We start from the raw sequence: 24,687 nt of genomic DNA, 5'->3' as shown, positions 1-24,687 counted from the left end.
ATGCAGCGGGGGAGTTGATATCCTCGGTGCGGCGCATCGCCAGGGCCCGTTCCGGCCCGATCCCCATTCCCGAGGAGTCTCGAACGTGACCAATCCACTCGCCCCCGGATCCCTGAACGGAAAGGTCGCCCTCGTCACGGGCTCCTCGCGCGGCATCGGCGCCGACACCGCCAAGTACCTCGCGGGCGCCGGCGCGGCCGTCGTCATCAACTACCGCAGCAAGGCCCCGCGCGCCGACAAGGTCGTCGCCGAGATCGAGGCGGCCGGCGGCAGGGCGATCGCCGTGGGTGCAGACCTGACCGACGCGGCATCCGTCACCGGCATGTTCGAGCAGGCCGTCGCCGCCTTCGGGCCGGTCGACGTGCTCGTGCTGAATGCCTCCGGCGGCATGGAGACCGGCATGGGCGAGGACTACGCCATGCGCCTGAACCGCGACGCGCAGGTCAACGTGGTCGACAACGCGCTGCCGCACCTCGCCGAGGGCGCGCGCATCGTCTTCGTCACGAGCCACCAGGCCCACTTCATCCGCACGACGCCGACGATGCCCGAGTACGTGCCCGTGGCGCTGTCCAAGCGCGCCGGCGAAGACGCCCTGCGCGCCAAGCTCCCCGAGTTCGAGGGCGCCGGCGTCGAGTTCGTCGTCGTCTCGGGCGACATGATCGAGGGAACCATCACGGCGACCCTGCTCGAGCGCGCGAACCCCGGCGCCATCGCGGCCCGCAAGGAGGACGCGGGCAAGCTCTACAACGTGGCCGAGTTCGCGGCCGAGGTCGCCGCGGCCGCCGTCGACCCGATCCCGGCCGAGCACACCCGCTACGTGGGCGACACCTCGGGCTTCGCCTCCGAGGCCTGAGCCGCAGGCGGCCTGGCGGCACACAGCCCGCACACGACGACGAGGGCCGATCGGGATGATCCCGATCGGCCCTCGTCCGTTCCCTGGCGCCAGACGCCGCGGCACCCCATCGGGGTCGCGTCTGGACTAGGCGGCCGCGGCCGCGCCCTTCCCGAAGGTGAACGCGCGCACGATCTGCACGATGCCGAGGATGATCAGGCTGATGCCCGTGATCACGAACAGGATCACCGCACCCCAGATCGGCGAGAACAGCAGCACGATGCCGGCGATGAGGCTGAGGATGCCGAAGAAGATCGCCCAGCCGCGCGACGGCGCGTCGCCCGACTGCACGAGCGCGACGATCCCCTCGATGATCCACACGACGCCGACGAGGATGCCGAGCAGCACGGCCAGCACGGCCGCGGTCGCGGCGATGTTCGCGAACGCGATGATCGCGGCGATCACGAAGACGATGCCGAGGATGATGTCGAGCGCCCTCGCGCCGCCGGAGATGCCCTTCGAGAAGATGCCGAGCCCGACGTACGCGATGCCCGCGATCAGGAAGTAGATGGCCAGCAGCACCGTGAGCACACCGGCCGCGTCCTTCGGCCAGAACGTGATGAACACGCCGATGATGAGCGCGATCGCTCCCGACACGCCGAGCGTCGTGCGCACGGTGTTGATGGCCGACTTCGACATGTTGTCGGAGTTGAGGGAGAAGGCCGCGAAGACGGCCGGCTGTGGCGTCGACATGAGGAGTCCTTTCGATGGACGACAGTTGAGGCACGCTCAGCGTATTCCCAGAAGCGGGGGCGGGGTGCAGACCGGGTCCGGCGAGTCTCACCGTGCGACGCGCCGTGTCGTCCGATGACGGCGAGCCGCGACATCCGCCACCATCGGGCCCTGTGGAAGGATCGGATCATGACGAGCGGCCCCGACGGAGCCCAGCGGTTGCGCGATCTCGCGCTGCTGCGCCGGGCGCGCGACCGCATCGACCGCGAGTACGCGAAGCCCCTGAACGTCGACGAGCTCGCACGCGGCATCAACATGTCGGCCGGGCACTTCAGCCGGCAGTTCAAGGCCGCCTACGGCGAGTCGGTCTACAGCTACCTCATGACGCGTCGCATCGAGCGGGCCATGGCGCTGCTGCGGCGCGGCGACCTCAGCGTCACCGAGGTGTGCTTCGAGGTGGGCTGCACGTCGCTCGGCACGTTCAGCACGCGGTTCACCGAGCTCGTCGGCGTGCCGCCGAGCGTCTACCGCCAGCAGCCGGACGGCATCTTCGAGGGCGTGCCGTCGGTGCTGTCGAAGCGCGTGGCGAGACCGGTCAGGAATCGAGAAGCGCCGCGCACCGCCCGCAAGTAGCGTGAGCGGCATGGACATCTCGATTCAGTACACGTTCCTCCCGCACACCGACCCGGAGGCGTCGCTCGCCTTCTACCGCGACACGCTCGGCTTCGAGGTGCGCAACGACGTCGGGTACGAGCAGATGCGGTGGATCACCGTCGGGCCGACGGGTCAGCCCGAGACGTCGATCGTGCTCACGCCCCCGACGCCCGACCCGGGCACCACTGACGACGAGCGCCGGACGGTCGCCGAGATGATGGCGAAGGGCACCTACGCGAGCATCGTGCTGTCGACCACCGACGTCGACGGCGCGTTCGAGCAGGTCGCCGCGACCGGCGCCGAAGTGGCCCAGGAGCCCATCGACCAGCCGTACGGTGTTCGCGACTGCGCCTTCCGCGACCCCGCGGGCAACATGGTCCGCATCCAGCAGCCGAACTGATCGGCGAGCGGATGCCGGGGCGCGCCGTTCGTGACCTCGCACGGCCGCCCTGCCATGCTGACCGTACGCAACGCAGTGCAGCGCCGAGGAGGTCGCCATGGAGTTCATCATCGGATCGGTCGTCGTGGTCGCCATCCTCGCGGCCGGAACAACGGTCGTGGTGCTGCGCGAGCGTCGCACGCGCGACCTCGCCGGTGACGCGGACGCGTCGATGCCCGGAGACCGCCTCCACAGCGAGGCCATCGCCGGCGCGCACGCCGCGGGCGCGTCGAAGCGCGCGTTCTAGGCGCCTGCGGCTGCGCGCTCAGTACGTGCGGTAGCCGTTATTGATCTCGTGGGTGCGGATCTCGGCTTGCTCGACCGCCTCGCGGCGAGCCTCATCAGCCGCCAGGCGCTCCGTGCTGCGCTGGGACCGCCTCGACACGGAACGACCCCGGATCCTGGCGACGACACCGCCGATCACGAGGAACGCCAGGATCGTGCCGAGTGCGATCCACCCGCTGGCGTCCATGTCGGGGGAGAGGTGGTCCATTTCCTCAGCATATGAAGCCGGCGCGGTGCGTGCGAGGATTTCGACGTGACGAACGCAGGACCCGACGGGCGGCGCATCGAGGAGGCCCTGACCGGCGGCAACATGGAGCCGGTCGTGCGGATCGACGACACGGTGCGTCGGGTGGCGGGCCCGTGGACGCCCGCGGTGCACGCCCTGCTCGACACCCTCGTGCGGGGCGGAGTGCCGGAGGTGCCCTCTCCGATCGGGATCGACGACCAGGGTCGGGAGATCCTGACGTACCTGCCCGGAACGGTGCTCGACGACGTTCCGCCCGAGACCAGGTGGTCGGACTCGATACTGCAACAGACCGGCGGTCTGCTGCGCCGGATGCACGACGCGAGCACGTCGCTGATCGGCGGAGGTCGCCACGTCCGCACATGGCGTTCCGCATCGCACGAGCCCGTCGAGGTCGTGTGCCACAACGACTTCGCTCCGTACAACCTGCTCGTGACCGCGGATCGGTTGAGCGGAGTCATCGATTTCGATTTCGCCTCGCCGGGTCCACGGATTCGCGACCTCGCCTATCTCGCGTACCGAATGGCGCCCTTCGCCGAAGACGCCCTCGACGACAGCGGGTTCACGGCGGGGGAGCGCGAAGCCCGCCTCGAGCGTCTCATCGCCGCCTACGGCGTTCCGTTCGAGTCGTCCGAGGTGCTGCGCGTCGGTGCCGACCGCCTGCTCGAGCTCGCCGACTTCACCGACGCCCGAGCCGTCGAGACCGGACGCACCGACCTCCCCGAGCACGCGGCGATGTACCGACGGGATGCAGTGCTGCTGGTCGGCTTGAGCAGCCCGCAGCACTGAACCCGATCAGGCCGCGAATGCTCCCGGCGGGACCAACGCGATCGAACTCGGGCTCGTGCGTGCTCTCGACTCAGCCGTGCGTCCGTACTCGCCTCAGCGCCGCGCGCGCAGCGACCACCCGGCGAGCAGGACGGTGAGCATGATCACGAGCACGCCGAGCGGAACATGGAGCGCGGTCAGGGATCGGAATCCTGCGAACGCCTGTAGGGACATGAGCGCGAGGAGGCCGATCGTGGCTGCGATCGGCCACCTCGGCGCCGTGCCGAGCCGTCGGGCGAGGATCGCGGCGACGATGCTGACCATCACCGCGATGCCCGCGACCGTGGCCAGCTCGCGGTGCGCCGCGAATGCCCCGTTCATGCCGCCCATGAACAGGCCTGCGAGCACGGACTGGGTGAACATGAGCACGGCGGTCGCCAGCAGACACACGCGGAGGAATTGATCCGGCCATCGTCGCGCTGCGTGCGCGGCGTCGGCTGGGGTCGAATCGGCCGGTCTTGCGTCGATGAAAGAGGTCATGCGGCGAACCTACCAATTAGATCCAGATGAAACAATTGCATTTGGATCTAATTGGGGGAGAATCGACTCATGAGCGAGGACCGGGCCCAGATCTCGATCGACGTGGGTGTGCTGCTGAACCAGGTTCACTCCGTGGCGACCGAGCGCCTGAACGCGGCGCTTCAGCCCATGAACCTGACGAGCCGACATGCGGCAGTGATGTTCCTGATTCGCGACCGCGTCGAGACGCAACGCGATCTCGTCGTCAGATTGAACACCGACAAGACGGGAATGGTCAGGATGATCGATGATCTCGATCGACTCGGATACATCTCGAGAACGCCGTCGACGAACGATCGCCGGGTGACGATTCTGACCCTGACGGCCTCAGGCCAAGTCGCACTGCGTGAAGCGCAACAGCACACGCGACGAGTCGCCGACGACGTGTTCCACGCAGTCGATCATGACGACCTGCTCGCCATGCGCACGACACTGAGGCGAGTGTTGCGCCTGGACGTGTCGAACGGAAACATCCTCTGATCTGGGAGAACCCAGACTTCGACATTGCGCCGATAATGCACATTATGTCGGATAGACGTTCATAGCTTGCCAGAATGCAGGATCTGGAGAATCGCCTACCCACTTCCCCAGGCGCAAATGCCGCATCCACGCGCTTCGCCACGCGTCAGCGAGGAGCATTCGTGTTTGCTTGGCGTGTGCGGCGCTGCATATCGGCCCGGCTAGTCTTCGGCCATGAGCTCGACGTCTCCCGAGGCGCATCCGCAACCGTCCGCACGTGGCGTCGGCATGTCCGGCATCCTCATCGGTGTGGTCGGCGCGGTGCTCGCCTTGGGTGCATTCGGAATCGCGATGGTCGACTCCTGGCGCGCGTGGGAGCGATGCGGGTTCGCGGCACCGCCGGCTGGTCACAGCGGCTCATCAGTCGATTCAAGCGCAACGCTGTTTCCACTCGGCTACAGGTGTTCGTGGGTGAACGGCGACCAGGTTGCCACGGTTGTCTTCGGCAACTGGCCGCTCACGGCCGCCGCATTGGCTGGAATCGCCCTTTTGGCCATGAGCGCATGGATGGTTGCACGATCACGTCTTCCCCGATGATCGCCCGAGTCTCGGACTCCCCGAACCAAATGGAAGCATCCTCCGATGGCGAAACCGGGCGCCGATGTGAGACGGTCTGACAACGTGGTTCTACGACGAGGAGAATTCTGTGCGCGCATCTGTGCCGATTCCCGGAGAACCCTGGCCGCACGACATGCTGATCACCGTCGAGGACGACCCGGTGGCACTGGTCGAACTGCTGTGGATCCGAGATGCCTGGGATCTGCTGCCCGACCACGACGACGCTCCCCCACCGCTGGTCGACGCGCCCGACCCGCACGTCGGCGGACACGCTGAGGGCGACATCGAGGCATGGCGGCAAGCGTGGCCGGAACTCTGGGATGCAACGCTCAGGCACGCCGGCAAGATCCAAGACCCTGCACTCTTCGACGCGATTCGCGATACGGCCGGCTACTCGCCTGAACGCATGGCGTTGCTCGACCAGCTCACCGGACCTTCTTGGCACGATCGTTTCGGCAACACGGGATTCGAGCGATTTCAACCGTGGCAAGACGCACAGTTCCGCCAGCGGGCAGCCGATCGCCCGACGTCACCCGACGAGCAGCCCGAGCGCCGTTCTCTCGACGCACTGATTCACGCGTGGCGTCTCGGGCTCACGAAGATCGTGACGATCCCATGCCGCGGTTCGTTCACCAGAGCCATCGGCTCGCATTCCCTGCTCGTCACAGACCAGACCCGCGCCGATGCCGCCGCCTACAGTGCGGCGCTCGGTCGGTTCCGTCCATGAGCCCGACTGCCTGTCCCCCACCAGAGCAAGTTCCGCCACACCCGCGCATCGGCGACAGCGAGAGGATGCCGAAATGAACGAGACGCTCGCGTTCGACGATCTGCTGCGACTGATCGACGAACGGTCGACGGCGTTCAGTGCCGCCGTCGTCGACGCACCTGGCCTCGACACGCCGATGCCGACGCATCCCGAGCGAACGCTGTTCGACCACGTGCGGCATCTCGGCCTGGGGCGCCGCAAGGCAGCCGCGGTCATCCACGCCGGACCAGCGGAGGCCCCACCGGATGGCGCGTCGTGGGCGTCCGAGGCCCCTCACGAGCGCGAAGCCCTCCTCGAATGGTGGGCCGACTCCGTCGGACTCCTCCAGCAGACGCTGCTCGAGGCGGGCCCCGATCGGGCGTGCTGGACGTGGTGGGCGGACTCGCCCTCACCGCAGACCTCTGGTGCATGGGCACGGAGGCAGTTGCACGAGATCGCCGTTCACACACACGACGTCCAACTCCTCGGAGGCACCACGCAGCCGATCCCGGAGCAGATAGCCCTCGACGGGTTCGACGACTGCCAGTTCACGCTCTGCGCGACCACGGTCGCCTGGCCCTACGAGCCCGCGACGGTCGAGTACCACGCCAGCGAGGGTCGATCGTGGAGCCTCCGACTGTCAGACGACGGCGCCCAGGTCGCACGTACCTCCCCGGCGCCGGATGGGCGCGCTGCTCCGGCCGACGCCGTGGCTCGCGGCACGGCGAGCGACCTGGTGCTGTTCTTCTACGGTCGCATCCCGTTGGACGCCATCGAGTCCGCCGGCGACCCCCGCATCTTCGACCGGCTCGCCGCCTGGGACCCGTCCGTCTGAGGGCCGGCAGCATCGCGGTCGACGAGGTCGATCAGCGCGTCTGCACCCGGTACCGCAGATGCAGCACCCGCTCCCCCTGGACCACCTCAACAGGGCCGTCGAGCAGATGACCGCTGTCGACCGACCCGAAGTAGCGCCGCCCCGACCCGAGTACGACGGGCGCGACATCCATTCGCACCTCGTCGACGAGGCCCGCGGCCAGCGCCTGACCGCCGACGTCGCCGGCCGCGACCTCCACGAAGCGCTCCCCCGCGAGCTCCTGAGCCAAGGCCACCGCGGCACCGACCCCGTCGATGAAGGTGAACGGCGCTCCCGCATCCCATCCGTCGGGCGCCGGGCGATGCGTGACGACGACCACGTGGTCGATGCCGCTCGGCGGGACCCCGCCCCATCCGTCGGTCAGATCGAAGACGCGACGGCCGCAGATCGTCACCCCGATCGCGTCCCAGTAGGCGCGCACGTAGTGGGCTGAGGCCTTCGACACGTTCAGCACGCCACTCTCGTCGAGCGGCACATCGCCGCTCATCAGCCAGTCGAACAGCGGCCCGGGCTGATCGTCATCGTCGGCGATGAAGCCGTCGACCGACACCGAGCCGTAGATGACCACATCACCCACGAGCACCTCCCCCGTTTCGAGTGCCCCCAACCTAGCCTCCTCGGCGCAGAGCGGGTAGGCCTCACTCGCGGCGGTCGAGCGACTCCTGCAACCGGCGCAGCCGCGACATCCGCTGGCGGTGCAGCAGGTAGTCGACGGCGTTCGCGACGGCCACGATGGCGAGGATCAGCAGCACGACCGCCCACCAGTCCCACGCGGCATCCGGATCTGCGCCCATGCCTCGCGCCAGCGCGACCATGCCGAGCATGATCGCCGCGGTCACGACGAGCGCGATCAGGCCGCTGATCAGGAAGTACGTGCCGGTGCGGGCGAGTCGGATCGGCAGCAGCGAGGTCAGCCACTCGGTCACGAGGCCGACGAGCAGCCCGATGCCGCCGCTCACCAAGACGGTGAGCACCTGCAGGCCGAGGTCGACGGGTTCGCGCGGGAGCAGCAGCGTCACGACGCCGATGCCGGCGCCGAGGAAGAATGACTTCACGACGTTTCCGAGATTCATGCGTCCTCTCCCCTCACATCTTCAGGGCGCGTCGCAGGCGCCCGGCGTAGGTCTTCGACACCTCGAGTTCGTCGCCGCCCGCGAGGCGCAGCACGTATCGCGAGTTGAACCAGGGCACGATCTCGTGCACGTGGAGCAGGTTCACGAGCTGCGACTTGTTCACGCGGATGATGCCGAACCCGGCCCACTCGGCCTCGTAGTGCTGCAAGGTCTCGCGCACGCGGTACGTGCCCGTCGCCGTGCGGGCGACGATGCCGTCGGGGGTCGCCTCGAGCACGCGCACATCGCGCGGCGCGATGACCCGGAACGCTCCGTCTGCCTGACCCGTGATCATGCGCGGGCCCGACGATCCGGCCGGCTCCGGCACCGCGCGCATGCCCGTCGCGAGTGTGCGCACGACCTCGACGTAGTCGAGCGCATCGAAGATCACCGCGGGCACTCCGGCCGGCGCCTCGTGCCCGCGCTCCACCAGCGCCCACCCCGCGCCGTCATCGGGGATGCCGTGCACGGCGAGTTCGCGGCGCACGCGATCGGCGACCTCTCCCCCGCAGACCACCTGCACCATGGATGTCCCGTCCCGATCATCTACAACTGGAGACGATCGACGAGCAGCCGGACCTGCACCAGTTCCTCGATCGCCTTCTGCTGGAAGTCGAGCGATCCAAAGTTCGCGACGTAGGCGGTGTCGCTGCTCGGATCGTACAGGGCGAACGTGCCGGTCGCGCCGACCGCCCCGTGCAGGTCCGTCATCGAGAACAGCAGCGGCGAGAGCTCGGCGAACCGGAACTGCATGGTGCCCATGCCGTAGCGGATGCCCGACTCCATCTCATGGGCGAAGTCGGTGAGGTCCGAGAGCACGGGGGGCGACACCAGGTCGCCGCCATAGAGTGCGCGGACGAACACGAGGAGGTCGCCCATCGTCGTCGCGACGCCGCCCCCGGCCCAGTCGACCGACAGGGCGTTGCGCTCGCTGAAGTCGACACCGTCGATCGTGATAGGCAGGATGTCGCTTCCTGCACCGAACTCGGTCATGAACCGGCTGTCGGCCATGCCGAGCGGTTCGAACAGCCGTCGCTCGAGCACGCGCTCGTACGCCTCGCCCTCGATCTGCTCCAGCGCGAGCCCGAGCAGCACGTACCCGGTGTCGGAATAGGAGAACCGCTCCCCCGGCACCCCGACCGGAACCTGGCGTTCCCGCGAGAACGCGAGCAGGTCCTGCGGGGTGTATGAACGGTCGGGATCCGCGATGAGCTGCTCGAGCATCGGAGACCCGGCCGTCACCGGCCCCTCGAAGTAGTCGGCGACTCCCGAGATGTGCGAGAGCAACTGTCCGACGGTCACCTCATCGGCATGGTCGACGCCGTCGACGACGAACAGCCCGCCGAGCGTCCCGTCGTCGAGCCAGGTCGCGACGGGTGACTCCCATTCGAGCACGCCCTCGTCGACGAGCTGTCCGTAGACCGCGGCGAGCATCGACTTGCCGACGCTCGCCGAGTGGTACGCGCTGTCGATCGCGACCGGCTCGCCCGCGGCATCCGCCTCGCCGACCGCGTACTGCATGAGCCGGCCGTCGCTGCCCGACGCGATCGTCAGCAGCACTCTCGAGACCGTCGCATCCCCGTCGACCACGGCGCGCAGCCGCTGCTCGATGGCCGCGTCGACCTCGTCGCGCGAGAGCGGGCGGTTCAGCACGGCGAGCACGCCCACCCCCATGAGCACGAGCGCCACGAGCCCTCCCGTGATGCCCAACGCGATCTTCGCGCCCTTCCTCATTCCGTCTCCCTCCGTCGCGGCGGCCGCGTCCCGACCGCAGTGCGACGGTAGGGCCGGGGCGCCTCGAGCAGAACGGAATGCCGCCGACCGGTCGGAATCCGCGTGCGACCGGTCGCGAACGCGACCCGACAGCGCCTCACCCGACACCGCCTCGATCGCGTCGCATCGATGCCGCCGCATCGATGCCGGCACGACGTCGACCCATGCATTCCCGGCATCGCCGGAGCTCTCCCACTAGGGTTGCCGCATGGATCCCGTGGTGGTCACGCTGGTCATCCTCGCGCTGGCGATCGCCGCCTTCCTGTCGAATCGCGTGCCGCTCGGCATCGTCGCGATCGGCGTCTCCGTGGCGCTCTGGCTCACGGGTGTGCTCGACCTGCAGCAGGCGCTCGCCGGATTCGGCGATCCGTCCGTCGTGTTCGTCGCGACCCTCTTCGTCGTGAGCGAGGCCCTCGACTCGACCGGGGTCACGGCCTGGGCCGGCCAGTTCGTCATCGGCCGGGCAGGCACCAAGCGCACGAGGCTCCTCGTCGTCATCGGCGCGCTCGCCGCGGTGTTCTCGGCGTTCGTGAGTGTGAACGGCGCGGTCGCGGCCCTCATCCCGGTCGTGGTCGTCGTCGCGGCACGCGCGGGCCTGCCGCCGTCGCAGCTCCTCATGCCCCTCGCGTTCTCCGCGTCTGCTGGCTCGATGCTCGCGCTCACCGGCACGCCCGTGAACATCATCGTGAGCCAGCAGGCGGCGGATGCCGGGAGCCGGCCGTTCGGCTTCTTCGAGTTCGCCCTCGTCGGCCTGCCGCTCGTGCTCGGCACCGTCGTGATCGTGGTCGCCCTCGGCCGCTGGCTGCTGCCCTCACGATCGGCGACCGCGCTCCCCCGCGACCTCACCGCGTACGCGAGCACCCTCCGCCGGCAGTACGCGCTGCCCGACGACACCGAACTCATCGGCACGCGCGCAGGCGTGGCCGAGGTCGTCGTCGCACCGCGATCCGAGCTCATCGGACTGCGGCTCTTCCCGGGCATGACGACCCCGAGCGGCGACCTCGTGGTCATCGCCGTGCAGCGCTCCGGCGAGGCGCTCACCGGCGACGACGCGGTGCTCCAGGCCGGCGACACCCTGCTGCTCTCGGGCGAGTGGGAGGCGCTCGAACGCAACACCTCGGGCCCCGACGTGCTCGTCGTCGACCGCATCGCGGGCCTGCGACGCTCGGTGCCGCTCGGGGTCGGTGCGAAGCGCTCGATCGCGGTTCTCGCGGTCATGGTGGTGCTCCTCGCCACGGGCATCGTGCCCCCTGCGATCGCCGGGCTGATCGCGGCATCCGCGCTCGTGCTGCTTCGTGTGCTGACGCCGGTGCAGTCGTACCGGAGCATCTCGTGGACCACGGTCGTGCTCATCGCGGGCATGATCCCGCTGTCGACGGCCTTCGTCGAGACGGGTGCGGCCGACCTCGCCGCGCAGGGGCTGCTCGACCTGGTCGGCGGCGCGTCGCCCACGATCGCGCTTCTCGCGGTGTGCGTGCTCACGATGGTGCTGGGCCAGCTCATCTCGAACACGGCGACGGTGCTGATCGTGGCGCCCATCGCAGTCGTCATCGCCGACGCGCTCGGCGTCTCGGTGCTGCCGTTCATGATGGCGCTGTCAGTCGCGGGCGCGGCGGCGTTCCTCACGCCGGTCGCGACGCCCGCGAACACGATGGTGCTCGATCCCGGCGCATATCGGTTCGGCGACTACTGGAAGCTGGGGCTGCCGCTCCTGGTCTGGTTCCTCGTCGTGGCGGTGCTCTACGTGCCCCTCATCTGGCCGTTCTGAGCGGATGCCGCGCCGGCATGCCGCGGGGACGTCACCGGTCGATCGGCATCCCGAGCTCGTTGAGCGGCGTGTCGATCGCGCGCTCCGGCAGGCGGTCCGAGGTGGGGCACTCGAGCATCGAGTTCGGCGTCGAGTGGTCGATGACGTGCTCCCCCATCGGGTGCCCGCAGAGCGGACACGGCCGCTCGGCGACCGGGCGCGGATCCTCGGGATTGGAGTCGGCGGCCTGCGTGCCGCCGAGCGTCGAGGCCATCGAATGGCCGACCTTGTCGGCCAGTCGGCTGAACGTGTTTCCAGTCTTGCCCTCAGGCGGGCTCGCCTCTGTGCGCACCATGCGCGGATGCTACGCCTCCGGCGGGTCGTCCGCCAGCACCACGGGCGGCCCGCCTTCGACCGCACGCCTTCGAGGGTCGCCGCTCGTGCCCGCCCCGGAGATCGGCCCACCCTAGGCTGAGCACATGAACACGGCTGCCCCGACCAGACCCGTCACGATCGTCACCGGCGCGAGCCGCGGTATCGGCGCTGCCATCGCCACGCGGCTCGCCGAGGAGGGGCACGACCTCGTGCTCACCTACCGCGAGCGCGCCGACGAGGCGATCGCCGTGCAGCGCGCGTGCGAGGCCGCCGGCGCGCGCGTGGTGCTGCTCCAGGTCGACATGGACGACCTCGACGCCGCCGCGCGCCTCGTGCCCGACGCGGTCGCCGCGTTCGGCACCGTCACGGGCCTCGTGAACAACGCGGGCATCACGGGTCGCATCGGCCCCTTCCTCGACGCCCCGCTCGACGAGACGGAGCGCGTGTTCCGCATCAACGTGCTCGCGCCGATCGTGGTCACGCAGGCCGCGATCGCGCACATGGCGACCGACCGAGGCGGTGCGGGCGGCAGCATCGTCAACATCTCGTCGGGCGCCGCCAAGAGCGGATCGCCCAACACCTACATCACCTATGCCATGAGCAAGGCGGCGCTCAACGCGCTCACGACGGGCGCGTCCAAGGAGTTCGCGCCGGTCGGCGTGCGGGTCAACACCGTCTCGCCCGGCACGACCCGCACCGAGATCCACGCCGCCGCCGGGCGCCCGAACGCCCCCGACGAGCGCGCGCCCGGCATCCCCATGCGGCGACCGGGCGAGGTGCACGAGATCGCGGGCGCCGTCGTCTACCTGCTCTCCGACGACGCGTCGTACACGACCGGCGCCGACATCCGCGTCGCCGGCGGCAACTGAGCTCAGGCGCAGCGATCACGAGCGGGGTGCGGATGTCGCATCCGCACCCCGCTCGCATTCTCGACGTGTCGTCGGGCCCGCCGCCCGTCAGGTCTCGCCGAAGCCGGACTGCACGAGGGTCGCGATCGCGTCGACCGCCGCACCCCCGTCGGGATCGTCGCTCGCGATCTCGATCGTCGCGCCCTTCGTGAGGCCGAGCGACATGATCGCGAGCAGGCTCTTCGCGTCGGTCCCGTTGACGGTCACCTTCTGTCCGAAGGTGCTCGCGAGCTTCACGAGCTCGGCCGCGGGCCGGGCGTGCAGTCCGTCGTCGTTCACGATGGTCTCGTGCCGCACATGGCCGGCGGCTGGTGCCGCAGCGGGCGAGCCGTCCGCGGAGGGTGCAGCCGCGGCATCCGACCCCGTATCGCCACCGCCCGCCGTTCCCGCGGCCGCGAGCACCGCCTGCAGCGACTCGCCGGCCTCGGCCGCGACCGCCGCCGCGACGCCGCCCTCGACGAGCGGGGCGTCGGCGATCTCGACGCGCGCACGGACGTCGTCATCGAGGAAGTCGAGCGCGGTCTCGGTCGTGAGGATCGCCGACCCCAGGTCGCACAGCACCACCACGCCGTCGCCCGAGTCCGCCTCGGCGATCGCCGCGTTCACCCGGTCGAAGCTCGTGCCGATCCTGTCGTCGTCGGTGCCGCCAGCCGCGACGAGCGCGACCGACGGTGCCATCTGACGGGCGAGCTCGACGAGCCCCTCGGCGATCTTGGACGAATGAGAGACGAAGACGAGTCCGACTCCCACCTCAGGCCCCCGTCGCTTCCGCAGCCGCATCGGCCGCAGCGCGCAACAGGAGCGCCGAGGACTGGGCGCCCGGGTCGCGATGCCCGACCGACCGCTCGCCGAGGTAGCTCGCGCGTCCCTTGCGGGCCACGAGCGGTTCGGTCGCGACCGCGCCGGCTTCGGCCGCGGTGGCTGCGGCGTCGAGCACCGCGGCGGCATCCGCACCGTCGGCGGCCGCGGCCGTCGCGGCATCGACCGCGGGCGTCCACGCATCGATCATCGTCTTGTCGCCGGATTCCGCCTTGCCGCGGGAGACGATGCCGTCGCGCGCCGCGGTCAGCAGCCTCGCGACCGCGTCGCCGTCGAGCGACGACTCCGAGCCGGCCGCTGCCGCGGCTTTGAGGTACGCGGTTCCGTAGAGCGGCCCGGCGGCGCCGCCGACCGTCGAGATGAGCGTCATCGCCACGAGCTTCAGCACGTCACCGGGGGTCGACCCGGCAGCGAGGTCGTCGAGCTTGGGCACGACGGCCGTGAACCCGCGGTCGAGGTTCTCGCCGTGGTCGCCGTCGCCGATGTCGCGATCGAGCCGGATCAGCTCGACGCGATGCTCCGCGATGACGTCGGCGCTGCGCCTGACCCAGTCGACCGCCCAAGTGATGTCGAGTCCCACGCGCCTAACGCCCCCATCTCAGCGCCGCCGTCTGCACGGGCGCGTCCCAGAGTCCGACCATCTCGTCGTCGAGCTTCAGCAGGGTGATCGACATGCCCTGCATCTCGAGCGCCGTGATGTAGTTGCCGACGAGCGAGCGCTCGACCGTGATGCCGCGCTCGCGCAGCACCTCGTCGGCGCGGCGGTACGCGAGGTACAGCTCGACCTGCGGAGTGCCGCCCATGCCGTTCACGAAGAGCAGCACGCGATCGCCCTCGCCGAACGGGAGGTCGCCCAGGATCGGCTCGAGCAGCCGATCGACGAGCCGGTCGGCCGGTTCGAGGCCGATCCGCTCGCGTCCGGGCTCGCCGTGGATGCCGATGCCGATCTCGATCTCGTCGTCGCCGATGTCGAAGCTCGGCTCGCCGGCGTGCGGCACCACGCAGGCGGTGAGGGCGAGGCCCATCGAGCGGGCGTTCGCGTTCACGCGCTCGGCGATGGCGGCGACCTCGTCGAGCGAGTCCCCGCGCTCGGCCGCTGCCCCCGCGATCTTCTCGACGAGCACCGTGCCGCCGACACCGCGACGGCCGGCCGTGTACAGCGAGTCCTGCACCGCGACGTCGTCGTCGGTGACGACCGCGCGGACCGTGATGCCGTCCATGCCCGCGAGCTCGGCCGCGGTCTCGAAGTTGAGCACGTCGCCCGTGTAGTTCTTCACGATGTGCAGCACCCCGGCGCCGCCGTCGACGGCCTTGGTGGCTGCGAGGATCGGATCGGGCGTCGGCGAGGTGAACACCGCGCCGGGCACCGCGGCATCGAGCATGCCGAATCCGACGTATCCCGCGTGCAGGGGCTCGTGTCCGCTGCCGCCGCCGCTGACGATGCCGACCTTGCCGGCGATGGGCGCATCGGCGCGCACGACGTGCACCGGGTCGAGCTCGACGCGCACCAGGTCCGCGTGCGCCCGTCCGAATCCGGCGACCGATTCCTCGACCACCTGCCTCGGATCGTTGATGATCTTCTTCACGCTCATCCTCTCCCCCGGGCTGCAGGATGCCGAGCGACCGTGCATCGGCCCCGACGCAGCACTCCCTTCGCAAACCTACGCCAGCAGGTGTCCGGCGTGGAAGAGTCCCGGCCAACTCCCGCGCGGCCATTCCCTGCGAACGTGCCACAGGGATATGGTGACAACTGCACCGCAACGCTGCGGCGCACGCGAAGGGGGTAGCAATGAATCTCGGGATCATCTTCCTTTCGGAGATGGTGGGCACGGCCATGCTGGTCCTGCTCGGTTGCGGTGTCGTCGCGAACGTCGCGCTCGCGAAGAACAAGGGTCACAACGGCGGGTTCCTGATGGTGAACATCGGCTGGGGCCTCGCGGTCTTCGCCGGCGTCATCGTCTCCTACGCGTCGGGTGCCCACCTGAACCCGGCCGTCACGCTCGGCCTCACGGCGAACTTCCTCGGCAAGGGCGAGACGGAGTTCGTACCCGGCATCCCGATCGACGGCGCGTCGATCTTCACCTACATCGGAGCGCAGTTCGTCGGTGCGTTCATCGGAGCGGTGTTCTGCTGGCTCGCCTACAAGCAGCACTTCGACGGCGAGCCCGAACCCGCCAACAAGCTCGGCGTGTTCTCGACGGGCCCCGCGATCCGCTCCTACGGCTGGAACCTCGTCACCGAGATCGTCGGCACGTTCGTGCTCGTGTTCGTGATCCTCGGCTTCTCCTACGGCGGCACGCCCGCCGAACTGGGCGCGATCCCCGTCGCGTTCCTCGTGATCGCGATCGGTGCGTCCCTCGGTGGACCGACCGGCTACGCGATCAACCCCGCGCGCGACCTCGGTCCGCGCATCGCGCACGCCGTGCTGCCCATCAAGGGCAAGGGCGGCAGCGACTGGGGCTACTCGTGGGTCCCGGTGGTCGGTCCGGTCATCGGCGGTCTCCTCGCAGGATGGGCTGCGCTCGTCCTCCTGCCCGTACTCGGCTGAGCGGTCGCCGCTCCTCGCGAGCGGATGAACAGGGCGGCCCGCGCCCACTCGGCGCGGGCCCGCGATCACGTATTCGCGCGCCTCGCGGAGCGGGGCCGCACGCAGAGAGGAAGTCATGGCCGACTACATCCTGGCGATCGACCAGGGAACCACGAGCACCCGCTCGATCATCTTCGACAAGAAGGGGTCGATCATCGCGACGGGGCAGCTCGAGCACGAGCAGATCTTCCCCAAGGCCGGCTGGGTCGAGCACGATCCGATGGAGATCTGGCGCAACACCCGAGAGGTGATCGGCCAAGCCCTCGGCAAGGCGGACCTGACCCGTCACGACATCGCCGCGGTCGGCATCACCAACCAGCGCGAGACCGCGGTGGTCTGGGACAAGAACACCGGCGAGCCCGTCTACAACGCCATCGTCTGGCAGGACACGCGCACGCAGCCGATCGTCGACCGCCTCGCAGCCGACGGCGGGGTCGAGCGCTTCAAGCAGGATGTCGGGCTGCCGCTGGCCACGTACTTCTCGGGCACCAAGATCGTGTGGATCCTCGAGAACGTCGAGGGTGCGCGGGCGAAGGCCGAGGCCGGCGACCTGCTGTTCGGCACGACCGACTGCTGGGTGCTCTGGAACCTGACCGGCGGCGTCGAGGGCGGCGTGCACGCGACCGACGTCACGAACGCCAGCCGCACGCTCTTCATGGACCTCGAGACGCTCCAGTGGCGCGACGACATCCTCGCGGCGTTCGACGTGCCGAAGTCGATGCTCCCCGAGATCCGTTCCTCCTCCGAGGTCTACGGCACCGTCGAGCCGTCGAGCCTCCTGCGGGAGGTCCCGGTCGCCGGCATCCTGGGCGATCAACAGGCCGCGACCTTCGGCCAGGCGGCGTTCGGCCCCGGCGAGTCGAAGAACACCTACGGCACGGGCAACTTCCTGATCTTCAACACCGACACCGAGATCGTGCACTCGAAGAACGGGTTGCTGACCACGCTGGGCTACAAGCTCGGCGACGAGCCCGCCCATTACGCGCTCGAAGGGTCGATCGCCGTCACCGGATCGCTGATCCAATGGCTCCGCGACAACCTCGGCCTCATCTCGAGCGCCCCCGAGGTCGAGGAGCTGGCGAAGACGGTCGACGACAACGGCGGTGCGTACTTCGTGCCCGCCTTCTCCGGCCTGTTCGCGCCCTACTGGCGGCCCGACGCGCGCGGTGCGCTCGTCGGCCTCACGAGGTTCGTGAACAAGGGGCACATCGCCCGGGCCGCGCTCGAGGCGACGGCGTTCCAGACCCGCGAGGTGCTCGACGCGGTGAACGCCGACTCCGGCGTCGACCTCACCGAGCTCAAGGTCGACGGCGGCATGATCGCCAACAACACCCTGATGCAGTTCCAGGCCGACATCCTCGGCGTGCCGGTCGTGCGACCGGTCGTCGCCGAGACCACGGCCCTCGGTGCCGCCTACGCCGCCGGCCTCGCCGTCGGCTTCTGGTCCGATCTCGACGAACTCCGCGCCAACTGGCAGGAGGACTCGCGGTGGGAGCCGAAGATGGACGCCGATGAGCGCGACCGCCAGATCCGGCTCTGGAAGAAGGCCGTCACGAAGACCTTCGACTGGGTCGACTCCGACGTGACCTGATCCCGTCCACGCACGAACTCGGGCCCCGCGGATGCCGCGGGGCCCGAGTCGTGCGTCAAGACGTGCGGGGCGCGCTCACCGTTCGGTCGCAGCGATCCACTCGTCGAGCTTGCGGGCCGCGGCGCCGCTGTCGATCGTCTCGGCCGCGACGACCATCTGCTCGGCGAACCGATCGAGGATCGAGCGCTGCACCTGCGAGGGGTCCTTCGCGAGCTGGAACGACACGAGCCCGGCGGCCGCGTTCAGCACGACGATGTCGCGTACGGGGCCGGTCTCGCCGGCGAACACGCGATGCACGACCGCGGCGTTGGATGCGGCGTCGCCGCCCTTCAGCTGGTCGATCTTCGCGCGGGCGATGCCGAGGTCGCGCGGATCGAGGTCGTGCTCCTTGACGGTGCCGCGGGACACCTCCCACACGTGGCTGTGACCGGTCGTCGTGAGCTCGTCGAGCCCGTCGTCGCCGCGGAACACGAGCGCCGTTGCGCCCCGGGTCTGGAAGACGCCGACGATGAGCGGCACGCGGTCGAGATGCGCGACGCCGACGGCTGATGCCTCGGGCCTCGCCGGGTTGCAGAGCGGGCCCAGGAAGTTGAACACCGTCGGCACGCCGAGCTGCGCCCGCACCGCACCCGCGTGACGGAAGCCGGGGTGGAACGCCGAGGCGAACGCGAACGTGATGCCGGCCTCGTCGAGCACCTGCCCGACGCGTTCCGCGGGCAGCGCGAGGTCGAGCCCGAGGGCGGCGAGCACGTCGGACGACCCGGAGGCCGAGCTCGCCGCGCGGTTGCCGTGCTTGATGACCGGGACACCGGATGCCGCGGCCACGACGGAGGCCATGGTCGACACGTTCACCGTGCCGAAGCGGTCGCCCCCGGTGCCGACGATGTCGAGCGCCATCGGATCGACGTCGAGCGGCACGGCGTGCTCGAGCACGGCGTCGCGGAAGCCGACGACCTCGTCGACCGTCTCGCCCTTCGCACGGAGCGCGACGAGGAAGGCGGCGAGCTGGGCCTCGGTGGCGACGCCCGTCATCACCTGCTCCATGCACCACGCGGCATCCGACACGCTGAGGTCCTCTCCGTTGAGGAGGGCGGTCAGGATCGCGGGCCAGGTCTGTTCGGCGGACATGGAGACGATCCTAGCCACCGATTCAGGGCCGATTCACGGGGTCTTCACACCTCTGGTTAGGGTTGCCTAACCGGCTCGAGCGCGACACGAGTCCCGAGGATGACGAAAACTCAGTGCTGATTTCAGCCATAATGGTCATCGTGACGAGCACCTCTATGACTTTTCAGGCGAGCGCGCCGGTGATCAAGCGACCGAACACCGTGGCGGTGGGCACGATCGTCTGGCTCGGCAGCGAAGTCATGTTCTTCGCCGGCCTGTTCGCGATCTACTTCACGCTCCGCTCGATGTCTCCCGAGCTGTGGGCCGCGCAGGCCGATGTGCTGAACTTCCCGTTCTCGCTGACGAACACGATCATCCTCGTGCTCTCCTCCGTCACGTGCCAGTTCGGCGTCTTCGCCGCAGAGCGCATGCAGCCCTACGCGACCGGCTGGAAGCCGACGCAGTGGGGCATGGTCGAGTGGTTCTTCCTCACCTTCGCCATGGGCGCCGTCTTCGTCGCCGGCCAGGTCTGGGAGTACGCCACGCTCGTCTCCGAGGGTATCTCGCTCTCCTCCGACTCCTACGGGTCGGCCTTCTACCTCACCACCGGCTTTCACGGCCTGCACGTGACCGGCGGTCTCATCGCATTCCTCCTCGTCATCGGCCGGGTCTTCGCCGTGAAGAACTTCGGACACAAGGAGGCGACGAGCGCGATCGTCGTGTCGTACTACTGGCACTTCGTCGACGTCGTCTGGATCGGCCTGTTCCTGGTCATCTACGTCCTCAAGTAAACGCAAGCAGGAGCGCCCACCCAGCATGCCCGTGAACAGGAAGAACCCCATGAACCGCCAGAAGCGACGCACAGGCCGCCGGCACCCGCTCGCGACGGTCGCGCTGCTCGCGATCGGCCTCGTCTTCACCGGTGGCGCCTACGCCGCCCTGAGCGCGGGAACGACCGCGCAGGCCGAGACCGACCTCACCTCGCAGCAGACGATCGACGCAGGCAAGAAGCTGTTCCAGGCCAACTGCGCCACCTGCCACGGCCTCTCGGCCGAGGGCACCGAGACCGGTCCGAGCCTCGTCGGCGTCGGCGCGGCTTCCGTCGACTTCCAGGTCGGCACCGGCCGCATGCCCATGCAGATGCAGGGCCCGCAGGCACAGGTGAAGCCGGTTCAGTTCACCGACGAGCAGGTCAAGCAGCTGGCGGCGTTCGTCGCCTCGCTCGGCCCCGGCCCGGGCATCGCGCCCGCGCATCTCGTCGACGGCGGCGGCGATGCCGCGAACGGTGCCGAGCTCTTCCGCATCAACTGCGCGATGTGCCACAACGTCGCCGGCGCCGGCGGCGCGCTCACCGAGGGCAAGTTCGCCCCCGCCCTCACCGAGACCAGCGGTTCCCACATCTACGCGGCCATGGTCACCGGCCCCCAGAACATGCCGGTCTTCAGCGACCTGAACATCTCGCCCGAAGACAAGCGCGACATCATCACGTACCTCAAGTACGTGCAGGACAACCGCTCCCCCGGCGGATTCGAGCTCGGCTCGCTCGGCCCCGTCGCCGAGGGCTTGTTCATCTGGATCTTCGGTCTCGGCGCGATCGTCGCGATCACCGTGTGGATCACGGCGAAGTCCAACTAAGCGCACGTCGGTACCGAAGTACCTGAAGAAGGAGAACCATGGCCCAGGACGACCACAGCGGAGCTGAGCTCGCCGCTGCCGACTCGTCGCATGCCGAGCACGAATCCGTTGCCTCGCCCGGCACCGCGCTGATCGTTCAGGACGGTTTCACGAACCCCGGATTCCCTCCGCATCGCCCCCGCGTGACCGACGAAGACCCGAAGCGCGAGAAGCGCGCCCAGCGCACCGTCTACACGCTCTTCTACCTCTCGCTCCTCGGCAGCCTGTGGGCGGTCGCCGCCTACATGCTCTTCCCGATGGAGTCGAACAACGTCGGCGACGTGCGCCTGAACAACCTGTTCATCGGCCTCGGCGCAGCACTCGCGCTCCTCGCGCTCGGCATCGGCATCGTCCACTGGGGCAAGGCCGTCATGGTCGACGTCGAACTCGTCGACGAGCGGCACGAGGTCGGCGGCTCGCCCGAGACGCAGGCCGCCGCAGCGAAGGTCTTCGCCGACGCCGACCGCGAGTCGGGCTTCACGCGCCGTGCGGTCATCCGAAACAGCCTCATCGGCGCACTGGTGGTCTTCCCGCTCCCCGCCGTCGTGCTCTTCCGCGGATTCGCCCCCCAGGACCAGCTGCCCGTGCCGCTGCTCAGCCACACGATGTGGCGCAAGGGCACCCGACTCGCGCTCGACCCGAGCGGCGTGGCCATCAAGGCCTCCGACGTCACCATCGGCAGCGCCTTCCACGTGATCCCCGAGGGCCTCGCCGAGCTCGAGCACGGCAAGCTCGAGGAGAAGGCCAAGGCGGCCGTGCTGCTCATGCGCCTCGACCCGAGCGAGCTGAACCAGCTCCCCGAGCGCGAGAGCTGGTCGTACGACGGCATCGTCGCGTACTCCAAGATCTGCACCCACGTCGGATGCCCCGTGGCGCTCTACGAGCAGCACACGCACCACCTGCTCTGCCCCTGCCACCAGTCGCAGTTCGACGTCGCGAACCACTGCGAGGTCATCTTCGGCCCGGCGAAGCGTCCGCTGCCGCAGCTGCCGATCGCCATCGACGACGAGGGCTACCTCATCGCGCAGAGCGACTTCACCGAACCCGTCGGCCCGAGCTTCTGGGAGCGTCATTGAGTACCGCATCGCCCACCACCGGCACGCAGAAGCGTTCGTTCACGACCTCGGCGGCCGTCTACGTCAATGAGCGCACCAGCGTCGCGGGCTTCATCAAGGAGCTCGGCCGCAAGGCGTTCCCCGACCACTGGTCGTTCCTCCTCGGCGAGGTCGCCCTCTTCTCGTTCGTCGTCATCCTGATCTCGGGCACGTTCCTGACATTCTTCTTCCAGGCGTCGATGGCCGAGGTGCACTACGACGGCTCGTACGTGCCCCTCAAGGGCGTCGAGATGTCGGTCGCGATGGCATCGACCCTCGACATCTCGTTCGACATCCGCGGCGGCCTGTTCGTGCGCCAGATGCACCACTGGGCGGCGCTGCTGTTCGTGGCGGCCATCGGCCTGCACATGCTGCGCATCTACTTCACGGGCGCGTTCCGCAAGCCGCGCGAGTTCAACTGGGTGATCGGCTTCACGCTCTTCATCCTCGCGATGGCCGAGGGCTTCACCGGCTACTCGCTCCCCGACGACCTGCTCTCGGGCAACGGCCTCCGCATCATCGACGGCCTGATCAAGGGCATCCCGCTCGTCGGCACCTGGATCTCGTTCCTCCTCTTCGGCGGCGAGTTCCCGGGCACGCAGATCGTCGGCCGCCTGTACTCGCTGCACATCATGCTGCTGCCGGCACTGGTCATCGCGTTCATCGCCCTGCACCTCGTCTTCGTGGTCGTGCACAAGCACACGCAGTACGCCGGCCCCGGCAAGACGCAGCAGAACGCCGTCGGCCCGCCCGTGCTGCCCGTGTACGCGGCGAAGGCCGGTGGATTCTTCTTCATCATCTTCGGCGTCATCGCGCTCATCGCCTCGCTGTTCACGATCAACCCGATCTGGAACTACGGCCCGTACGACCCGTCACCGGTGTCGGCAGGTACCCAGCCCGACTGGTACATCGGCTTCGCCGACGGCGCGCTCCGACTCATTCCCCCGGGATGGGAGTTCGTCTGGCTCGAGCGCACGTGGTCGTTCAACATCCTCGTGCCCCTCATCGCCATCGGTATCTTCATCGTCCTGGTGCTCATGTACCCGTTCATCGAGGCGTGGATCACGGGCGACAAGCGCGAGCACCACATCGCCGACCGTCCTCGCAACGCGCCGACCCGCACGGCGATCGGCGCAGCCGGTGTCACGTTCTACGCCGGCCTCTGGGCCGCGGCGAGCTCGGACATCCTCGCGACGCACTTCCACCTGACCATGGAGGGCGTGATCCACTTCCTCCAGGGCGTCGTCATCCTCGGGCCGTTCGTGGCGTTCTTCATCACCAAGCGCGTCTGCATCGCGCTGCAGAAGAAGGATCGCGAGATCGTGCTGCACGGCTTCGAGTCGGGTCGCATCGTGCGTCTGCCCGGTGGCGAGTTCATCGAGGTCCACGAGCAGCTCGACGAGTACGACCGCTGGCGTCTGGTGAGCTTCGACACGTACGAGCCGCTCATGATCCGCCCGAACGCTCGCGGCAAGATCACGGCCGGTCAGCGTTTCCGCGCCGCGCTCTCGCGGTGGTTCTTCGAGGACCGCATCGCCCCGGTGACCAAGGGCGAGCTCGAGTCCGGCCACAACGGCCATCACTGATCCACGCATCATCGGTTCGGGCACCGTGACCATGTCGTTCGACGCGACCTGGTTCCGGTGCCCGAACTGTTTCTCCCCACTCGAACCGCTCGAACGGCTGGTGCTCGGCTGCGAGAGCGGTCATCGGTTCGACATCGCGCGTCAGGGCACGGTCACGCTGCTCCCACCGCGCGCGCCGCGCACGATCGGCGACGATCATCAGATGCTCAGCGCTCGTGCCGCGTTGCTCGATTCGGCCCTCTACCTGCCGATCGCCGACTCGGTCGCAGCGATTGCGACCAGCCTGTCTGGCCGAGCCCCCGAAGGGGACGCCGTCGGCCCCCGCCTGGTCGATTTCGGATGCGGCACCGGCTACTACGCCTCCCGGGTCGCGGACGACACAGGTGCTTCGTCGGTGCTGCTCGCCGATCGTTCTCCGGTCGCCGTGCGCATGGCGACGCGCACCGTCGAGGGCGCCACTGGCGTCGTGCTCGACATCTGGCGTCCGCTCCCCCTGCGCGATGGCTCCGCTGATCTCGCGCTCAACGTCTTCGCGCCCCGCAATCCCGACGAGTATGCCCGTGTGCTCAGAGCGGGCGGAGTGCTGCTCGTCGTCGTTCCGCGCGAGGAGCACCTCGCCGAACTCCGCCGCGACGGATCGGTGCTCGCGGTGCCGCCCGACAAGGAGCGGGCCGTGTCGGAGGCCCTTGCAGCAGCGGGCTTCGACCTCGCAGAGCACCTACCCGTGCGCTATGAGACAGACGTCACGGCCGAACAACGGGTCATGCTGGTCGCCATGGGCCCGTCGGCGCACCATGCCGCTGCCGGAGGCTCCGAGGCGCATGCACCGCTTCGGGTGACCGTGTCGGTCGACGTCCTAGCGTTCCGGCGTCGCCCACTCCCCTGAGCTGGGCCGGCGGACGGCGCTGTGCGGCCAGCGACCCGCGTTTCGATACTTGGGAATAGATCTGGATGCTCGGAGGCGTTCACGACGCTCCTGTGACGCTCCAGGGCATGCTCAGACTCGCTCTGCTGCCCTCGCACACTGAGGTCATCGGTATGAGGACGTGCAGCCCGGCTCGTCAGACCGCGCTTCTCGCTTCCAG

Annotated in this window: 30 protein-coding genes; 18 read left to right on the top strand and 12 right to left on the bottom strand. The window is 69.0% G+C overall.

The features are described from left to right. The first annotated feature begins 85 nt into the window (after positions 1-85). Positions 86-853: an SDR family oxidoreductase gene (locus ACFVS8_RS01990; RefSeq protein WP_387057054.1), complete on the top strand. Its 768-nt coding sequence runs from the start codon at positions 86-88 to the stop codon at positions 851-853. A 126-nt stretch (positions 854-979) separates the two neighbouring features. On the opposite strand, the gene ACFVS8_RS01985 is transcribed toward ACFVS8_RS01990, so the two are convergent. Then, on the bottom strand, positions 980-1,585 hold the full coding sequence (locus tag ACFVS8_RS01985; protein WP_387057052.1) for an HdeD family acid-resistance protein: 606 nt from the start codon (positions 1,583-1,585) through the stop codon (positions 980-982). Positions 1,586-1,753: 168 nt separating this feature from the next. Here ACFVS8_RS01985 and ACFVS8_RS01980 point away from each other — a divergent pair, with 168 nt between their 5' ends. The 3 genes from ACFVS8_RS01980 to ACFVS8_RS01970 all read left to right on the top strand — a co-directional run bounded on the left by ACFVS8_RS01980 (position 1,754) and on the right by ACFVS8_RS01970 (position 2,904). Continuing rightward, a complete protein-coding gene (locus tag ACFVS8_RS01980) occupies positions 1,754-2,197 on the top strand; it encodes a helix-turn-helix transcriptional regulator (RefSeq protein ID WP_387057050.1) in 444 nt (147 codons plus the stop codon). A gap of 10 nt (positions 2,198-2,207) precedes the next feature. Then, positions 2,208-2,618, top strand: coding sequence for a VOC family protein (locus ACFVS8_RS01975; protein WP_387057048.1), 411 nt, complete (start codon positions 2,208-2,210; stop codon positions 2,616-2,618). A gap of 97 nt (positions 2,619-2,715) precedes the next feature. Beyond that, positions 2,716-2,904 carry a hypothetical protein gene (locus ACFVS8_RS01970; protein WP_387057046.1) on the top strand — a complete coding sequence of 63 codons (189 nt, stop codon included), beginning with the start codon at positions 2,716-2,718 and terminating at the stop codon, positions 2,902-2,904. Positions 2,905-2,922: 18 nt separating this feature from the next. Here the strand turns inward: ACFVS8_RS01970 and ACFVS8_RS01965 are convergent, their stop codons facing one another. Further along, positions 2,923-3,150 carry a hypothetical protein gene (locus ACFVS8_RS01965; RefSeq protein ID WP_387057044.1) on the bottom strand — a complete coding sequence of 76 codons (228 nt, stop codon included), beginning with the start codon at positions 3,148-3,150 and terminating at the stop codon, positions 2,923-2,925. A gap of 45 nt (positions 3,151-3,195) precedes the next feature. Between ACFVS8_RS01965 and ACFVS8_RS01960 the strand changes: the two genes are divergently transcribed. Next, on the top strand, positions 3,196-3,975 hold the full coding sequence (locus tag ACFVS8_RS01960; protein WP_387057042.1) for a phosphotransferase enzyme family protein: 780 nt from the start codon (positions 3,196-3,198) through the stop codon (positions 3,973-3,975). 93 nt (positions 3,976-4,068) lie between these two features. On the opposite strand, the gene ACFVS8_RS01955 is transcribed toward ACFVS8_RS01960, so the two are convergent. Then, positions 4,069-4,404, bottom strand: coding sequence for a hypothetical protein (locus ACFVS8_RS01955; protein WP_387057040.1), 336 nt, complete (start codon positions 4,402-4,404; stop codon positions 4,069-4,071). Positions 4,405-4,563: 159 nt separating this feature from the next. On the opposite strand from ACFVS8_RS01955, the gene ACFVS8_RS01950 reads away from it, so the two are divergent. The 4 genes from ACFVS8_RS01950 to ACFVS8_RS01935 all read left to right on the top strand — a co-directional run bounded on the left by ACFVS8_RS01950 (position 4,564) and on the right by ACFVS8_RS01935 (position 7,190). After that, positions 4,564-5,013 (top strand): MarR family winged helix-turn-helix transcriptional regulator, encoded by a 450-nt coding sequence (locus tag ACFVS8_RS01950; RefSeq protein WP_387057038.1) that lies wholly within the window; start codon positions 4,564-4,566, stop codon positions 5,011-5,013. 213 nt (positions 5,014-5,226) lie between these two features. Then, positions 5,227-5,589, top strand: coding sequence for a hypothetical protein (locus tag ACFVS8_RS01945; protein WP_387057036.1), 363 nt, complete (start codon positions 5,227-5,229; stop codon positions 5,587-5,589). Positions 5,590-5,743: 154 nt separating this feature from the next. Beyond that, complete coding sequence (locus ACFVS8_RS01940) at positions 5,744-6,337, top strand: hypothetical protein (RefSeq protein ID WP_387057034.1); 594 nt, start codon at positions 5,744-5,746, stop codon at positions 6,335-6,337. Positions 6,338-6,410: 73 nt separating this feature from the next. Further along, positions 6,411-7,190 (top strand): maleylpyruvate isomerase N-terminal domain-containing protein, encoded by a 780-nt coding sequence (locus tag ACFVS8_RS01935; RefSeq protein WP_387057033.1) that lies wholly within the window; start codon positions 6,411-6,413, stop codon positions 7,188-7,190. 31 nt (positions 7,191-7,221) lie between these two features. Here ACFVS8_RS01935 and ACFVS8_RS01930 read toward each other — a convergent pair whose 3' ends face one another. The 4 genes from ACFVS8_RS01930 to ACFVS8_RS01915 all read right to left on the bottom strand — a co-directional run bounded on the left by ACFVS8_RS01930 (position 7,222) and on the right by ACFVS8_RS01915 (position 10,075). Further along, a complete protein-coding gene (locus tag ACFVS8_RS01930) occupies positions 7,222-7,806 on the bottom strand; it encodes a dihydrofolate reductase family protein (protein ID WP_387058149.1) in 585 nt (194 codons plus the stop codon). A 61-nt stretch (positions 7,807-7,867) separates the two neighbouring features. Continuing rightward, entirely contained in the window at positions 7,868-8,302 is a 435-nt protein-coding gene (locus ACFVS8_RS01925) for a hypothetical protein (protein ID WP_387057031.1), read from the bottom strand. Positions 8,303-8,315: 13 nt separating this feature from the next. Then, positions 8,316-8,867, bottom strand: a complete 552-nt coding sequence (locus ACFVS8_RS01920; protein ID WP_387057029.1) for a LytTR family DNA-binding domain-containing protein — start codon at positions 8,865-8,867, stop codon at positions 8,316-8,318. Between the two features lie 20 nt (positions 8,868-8,887). Then, on the bottom strand, positions 8,888-10,075 hold the full coding sequence (locus ACFVS8_RS01915; protein WP_387057027.1) for a serine hydrolase domain-containing protein: 1,188 nt from the start codon (positions 10,073-10,075) through the stop codon (positions 8,888-8,890). Positions 10,076-10,322: 247 nt separating this feature from the next. On the opposite strand from ACFVS8_RS01915, the gene ACFVS8_RS01910 reads away from it, so the two are divergent. After that, the gene (locus ACFVS8_RS01910; RefSeq protein ID WP_387057025.1) at positions 10,323-11,882 is read left to right on the top strand and encodes an SLC13 family permease; all 1,560 of its coding nucleotides are present in this window, start codon (positions 10,323-10,325) and stop codon (positions 11,880-11,882) included. A gap of 31 nt (positions 11,883-11,913) precedes the next feature. Here the strand turns inward: ACFVS8_RS01910 and ACFVS8_RS01905 are convergent, their stop codons facing one another. Continuing rightward, entirely contained in the window at positions 11,914-12,216 is a 303-nt protein-coding gene (locus ACFVS8_RS01905; protein WP_387057023.1) for a hypothetical protein, read from the bottom strand. A 124-nt stretch (positions 12,217-12,340) separates the two neighbouring features. On the opposite strand from ACFVS8_RS01905, the gene ACFVS8_RS01900 reads away from it, so the two are divergent. Further along, positions 12,341-13,105 (top strand): SDR family NAD(P)-dependent oxidoreductase, encoded by a 765-nt coding sequence (locus tag ACFVS8_RS01900; protein ID WP_387057021.1) that lies wholly within the window; start codon positions 12,341-12,343, stop codon positions 13,103-13,105. Between the two features lie 87 nt (positions 13,106-13,192). Here ACFVS8_RS01900 and dhaM read toward each other — a convergent pair whose 3' ends face one another. The 3 genes from dhaM to dhaK are packed head-to-tail and all read right to left on the bottom strand — an operon-like array spanning position 13,193 to position 15,549. Next, a complete protein-coding gene (gene dhaM, locus ACFVS8_RS01895; RefSeq protein WP_387057019.1) occupies positions 13,193-13,894 on the bottom strand; it encodes a dihydroxyacetone kinase phosphoryl donor subunit DhaM in 702 nt (233 codons plus the stop codon). 1 nt (position 13,895) lies between these two features. Next, positions 13,896-14,543, bottom strand: a complete 648-nt coding sequence (gene dhaL / locus ACFVS8_RS01890) for a dihydroxyacetone kinase subunit DhaL (RefSeq protein ID WP_387057017.1) — start codon at positions 14,541-14,543, stop codon at positions 13,896-13,898. Positions 14,544-14,547: 4 nt separating this feature from the next. Next, positions 14,548-15,549, bottom strand: a complete 1,002-nt coding sequence (gene dhaK / locus ACFVS8_RS01885) for a dihydroxyacetone kinase subunit DhaK (RefSeq protein WP_387057015.1) — start codon at positions 15,547-15,549, stop codon at positions 14,548-14,550. A 203-nt stretch (positions 15,550-15,752) separates the two neighbouring features. Here dhaK and ACFVS8_RS01880 point away from each other — a divergent pair, with 203 nt between their 5' ends. Together ACFVS8_RS01880 and glpK are read left to right on the top strand one after the other, a co-directional pair. Further along, on the top strand, positions 15,753-16,511 hold the full coding sequence (locus ACFVS8_RS01880; RefSeq protein ID WP_387057013.1) for an MIP/aquaporin family protein: 759 nt from the start codon (positions 15,753-15,755) through the stop codon (positions 16,509-16,511). A gap of 115 nt (positions 16,512-16,626) precedes the next feature. Beyond that, the gene (gene glpK, locus ACFVS8_RS01875; RefSeq protein ID WP_387057011.1) at positions 16,627-18,141 is read left to right on the top strand and encodes a glycerol kinase GlpK; all 1,515 of its coding nucleotides are present in this window, start codon (positions 16,627-16,629) and stop codon (positions 18,139-18,141) included. A 75-nt stretch (positions 18,142-18,216) separates the two neighbouring features. Here the strand turns inward: glpK and trpD are convergent, their stop codons facing one another. Beyond that, positions 18,217-19,269 (bottom strand): anthranilate phosphoribosyltransferase, encoded by a 1,053-nt coding sequence (gene trpD, locus ACFVS8_RS01870; protein WP_387057009.1) that lies wholly within the window; start codon positions 19,267-19,269, stop codon positions 18,217-18,219. A 131-nt stretch (positions 19,270-19,400) separates the two neighbouring features. Here trpD and ACFVS8_RS01865 point away from each other — a divergent pair, with 131 nt between their 5' ends. The 5 genes from ACFVS8_RS01865 to ACFVS8_RS01845 are packed head-to-tail and all read left to right on the top strand — an operon-like array spanning position 19,401 to position 24,488. Further along, a complete protein-coding gene (locus ACFVS8_RS01865) occupies positions 19,401-20,039 on the top strand; it encodes a heme-copper oxidase subunit III (RefSeq protein WP_387058147.1) in 639 nt (212 codons plus the stop codon). A 49-nt stretch (positions 20,040-20,088) separates the two neighbouring features. Further along, positions 20,089-20,883 carry a c-type cytochrome gene (locus ACFVS8_RS01860; RefSeq protein WP_387057007.1) on the top strand — a complete coding sequence of 265 codons (795 nt, stop codon included), beginning with the start codon at positions 20,089-20,091 and terminating at the stop codon, positions 20,881-20,883. 38 nt (positions 20,884-20,921) lie between these two features. Continuing rightward, on the top strand, positions 20,922-21,998 hold the full coding sequence (locus ACFVS8_RS01855; protein WP_387057005.1) for a Rieske 2Fe-2S domain-containing protein: 1,077 nt from the start codon (positions 20,922-20,924) through the stop codon (positions 21,996-21,998). Then, positions 21,995-23,602: a cytochrome bc complex cytochrome b subunit gene (locus ACFVS8_RS01850; protein ID WP_387057003.1), complete on the top strand. Its 1,608-nt coding sequence runs from the start codon at positions 21,995-21,997 to the stop codon at positions 23,600-23,602. Before ACFVS8_RS01855 ends, ACFVS8_RS01850 begins: the two co-directional genes overlap by 4 nt. A 31-nt stretch (positions 23,603-23,633) precedes the next feature. After that, entirely contained in the window at positions 23,634-24,488 is an 855-nt protein-coding gene (locus tag ACFVS8_RS01845; protein WP_387058145.1) for a putative RNA methyltransferase, read from the top strand. Positions 24,489-24,687 lie beyond the last annotated feature (199 nt).

The sequence above is a fragment of the Agromyces sp. NPDC058110 genome (assembly GCF_042884735.1).
In the GTDB taxonomy this organism is placed as follows: Bacteria; Actinomycetota; Actinomycetes; order Actinomycetales; family Microbacteriaceae; genus Agromyces.
Note: the sequence above shows the minus strand (reverse complement) of the source record. Positions and strands in the feature narration are given on the sequence as shown.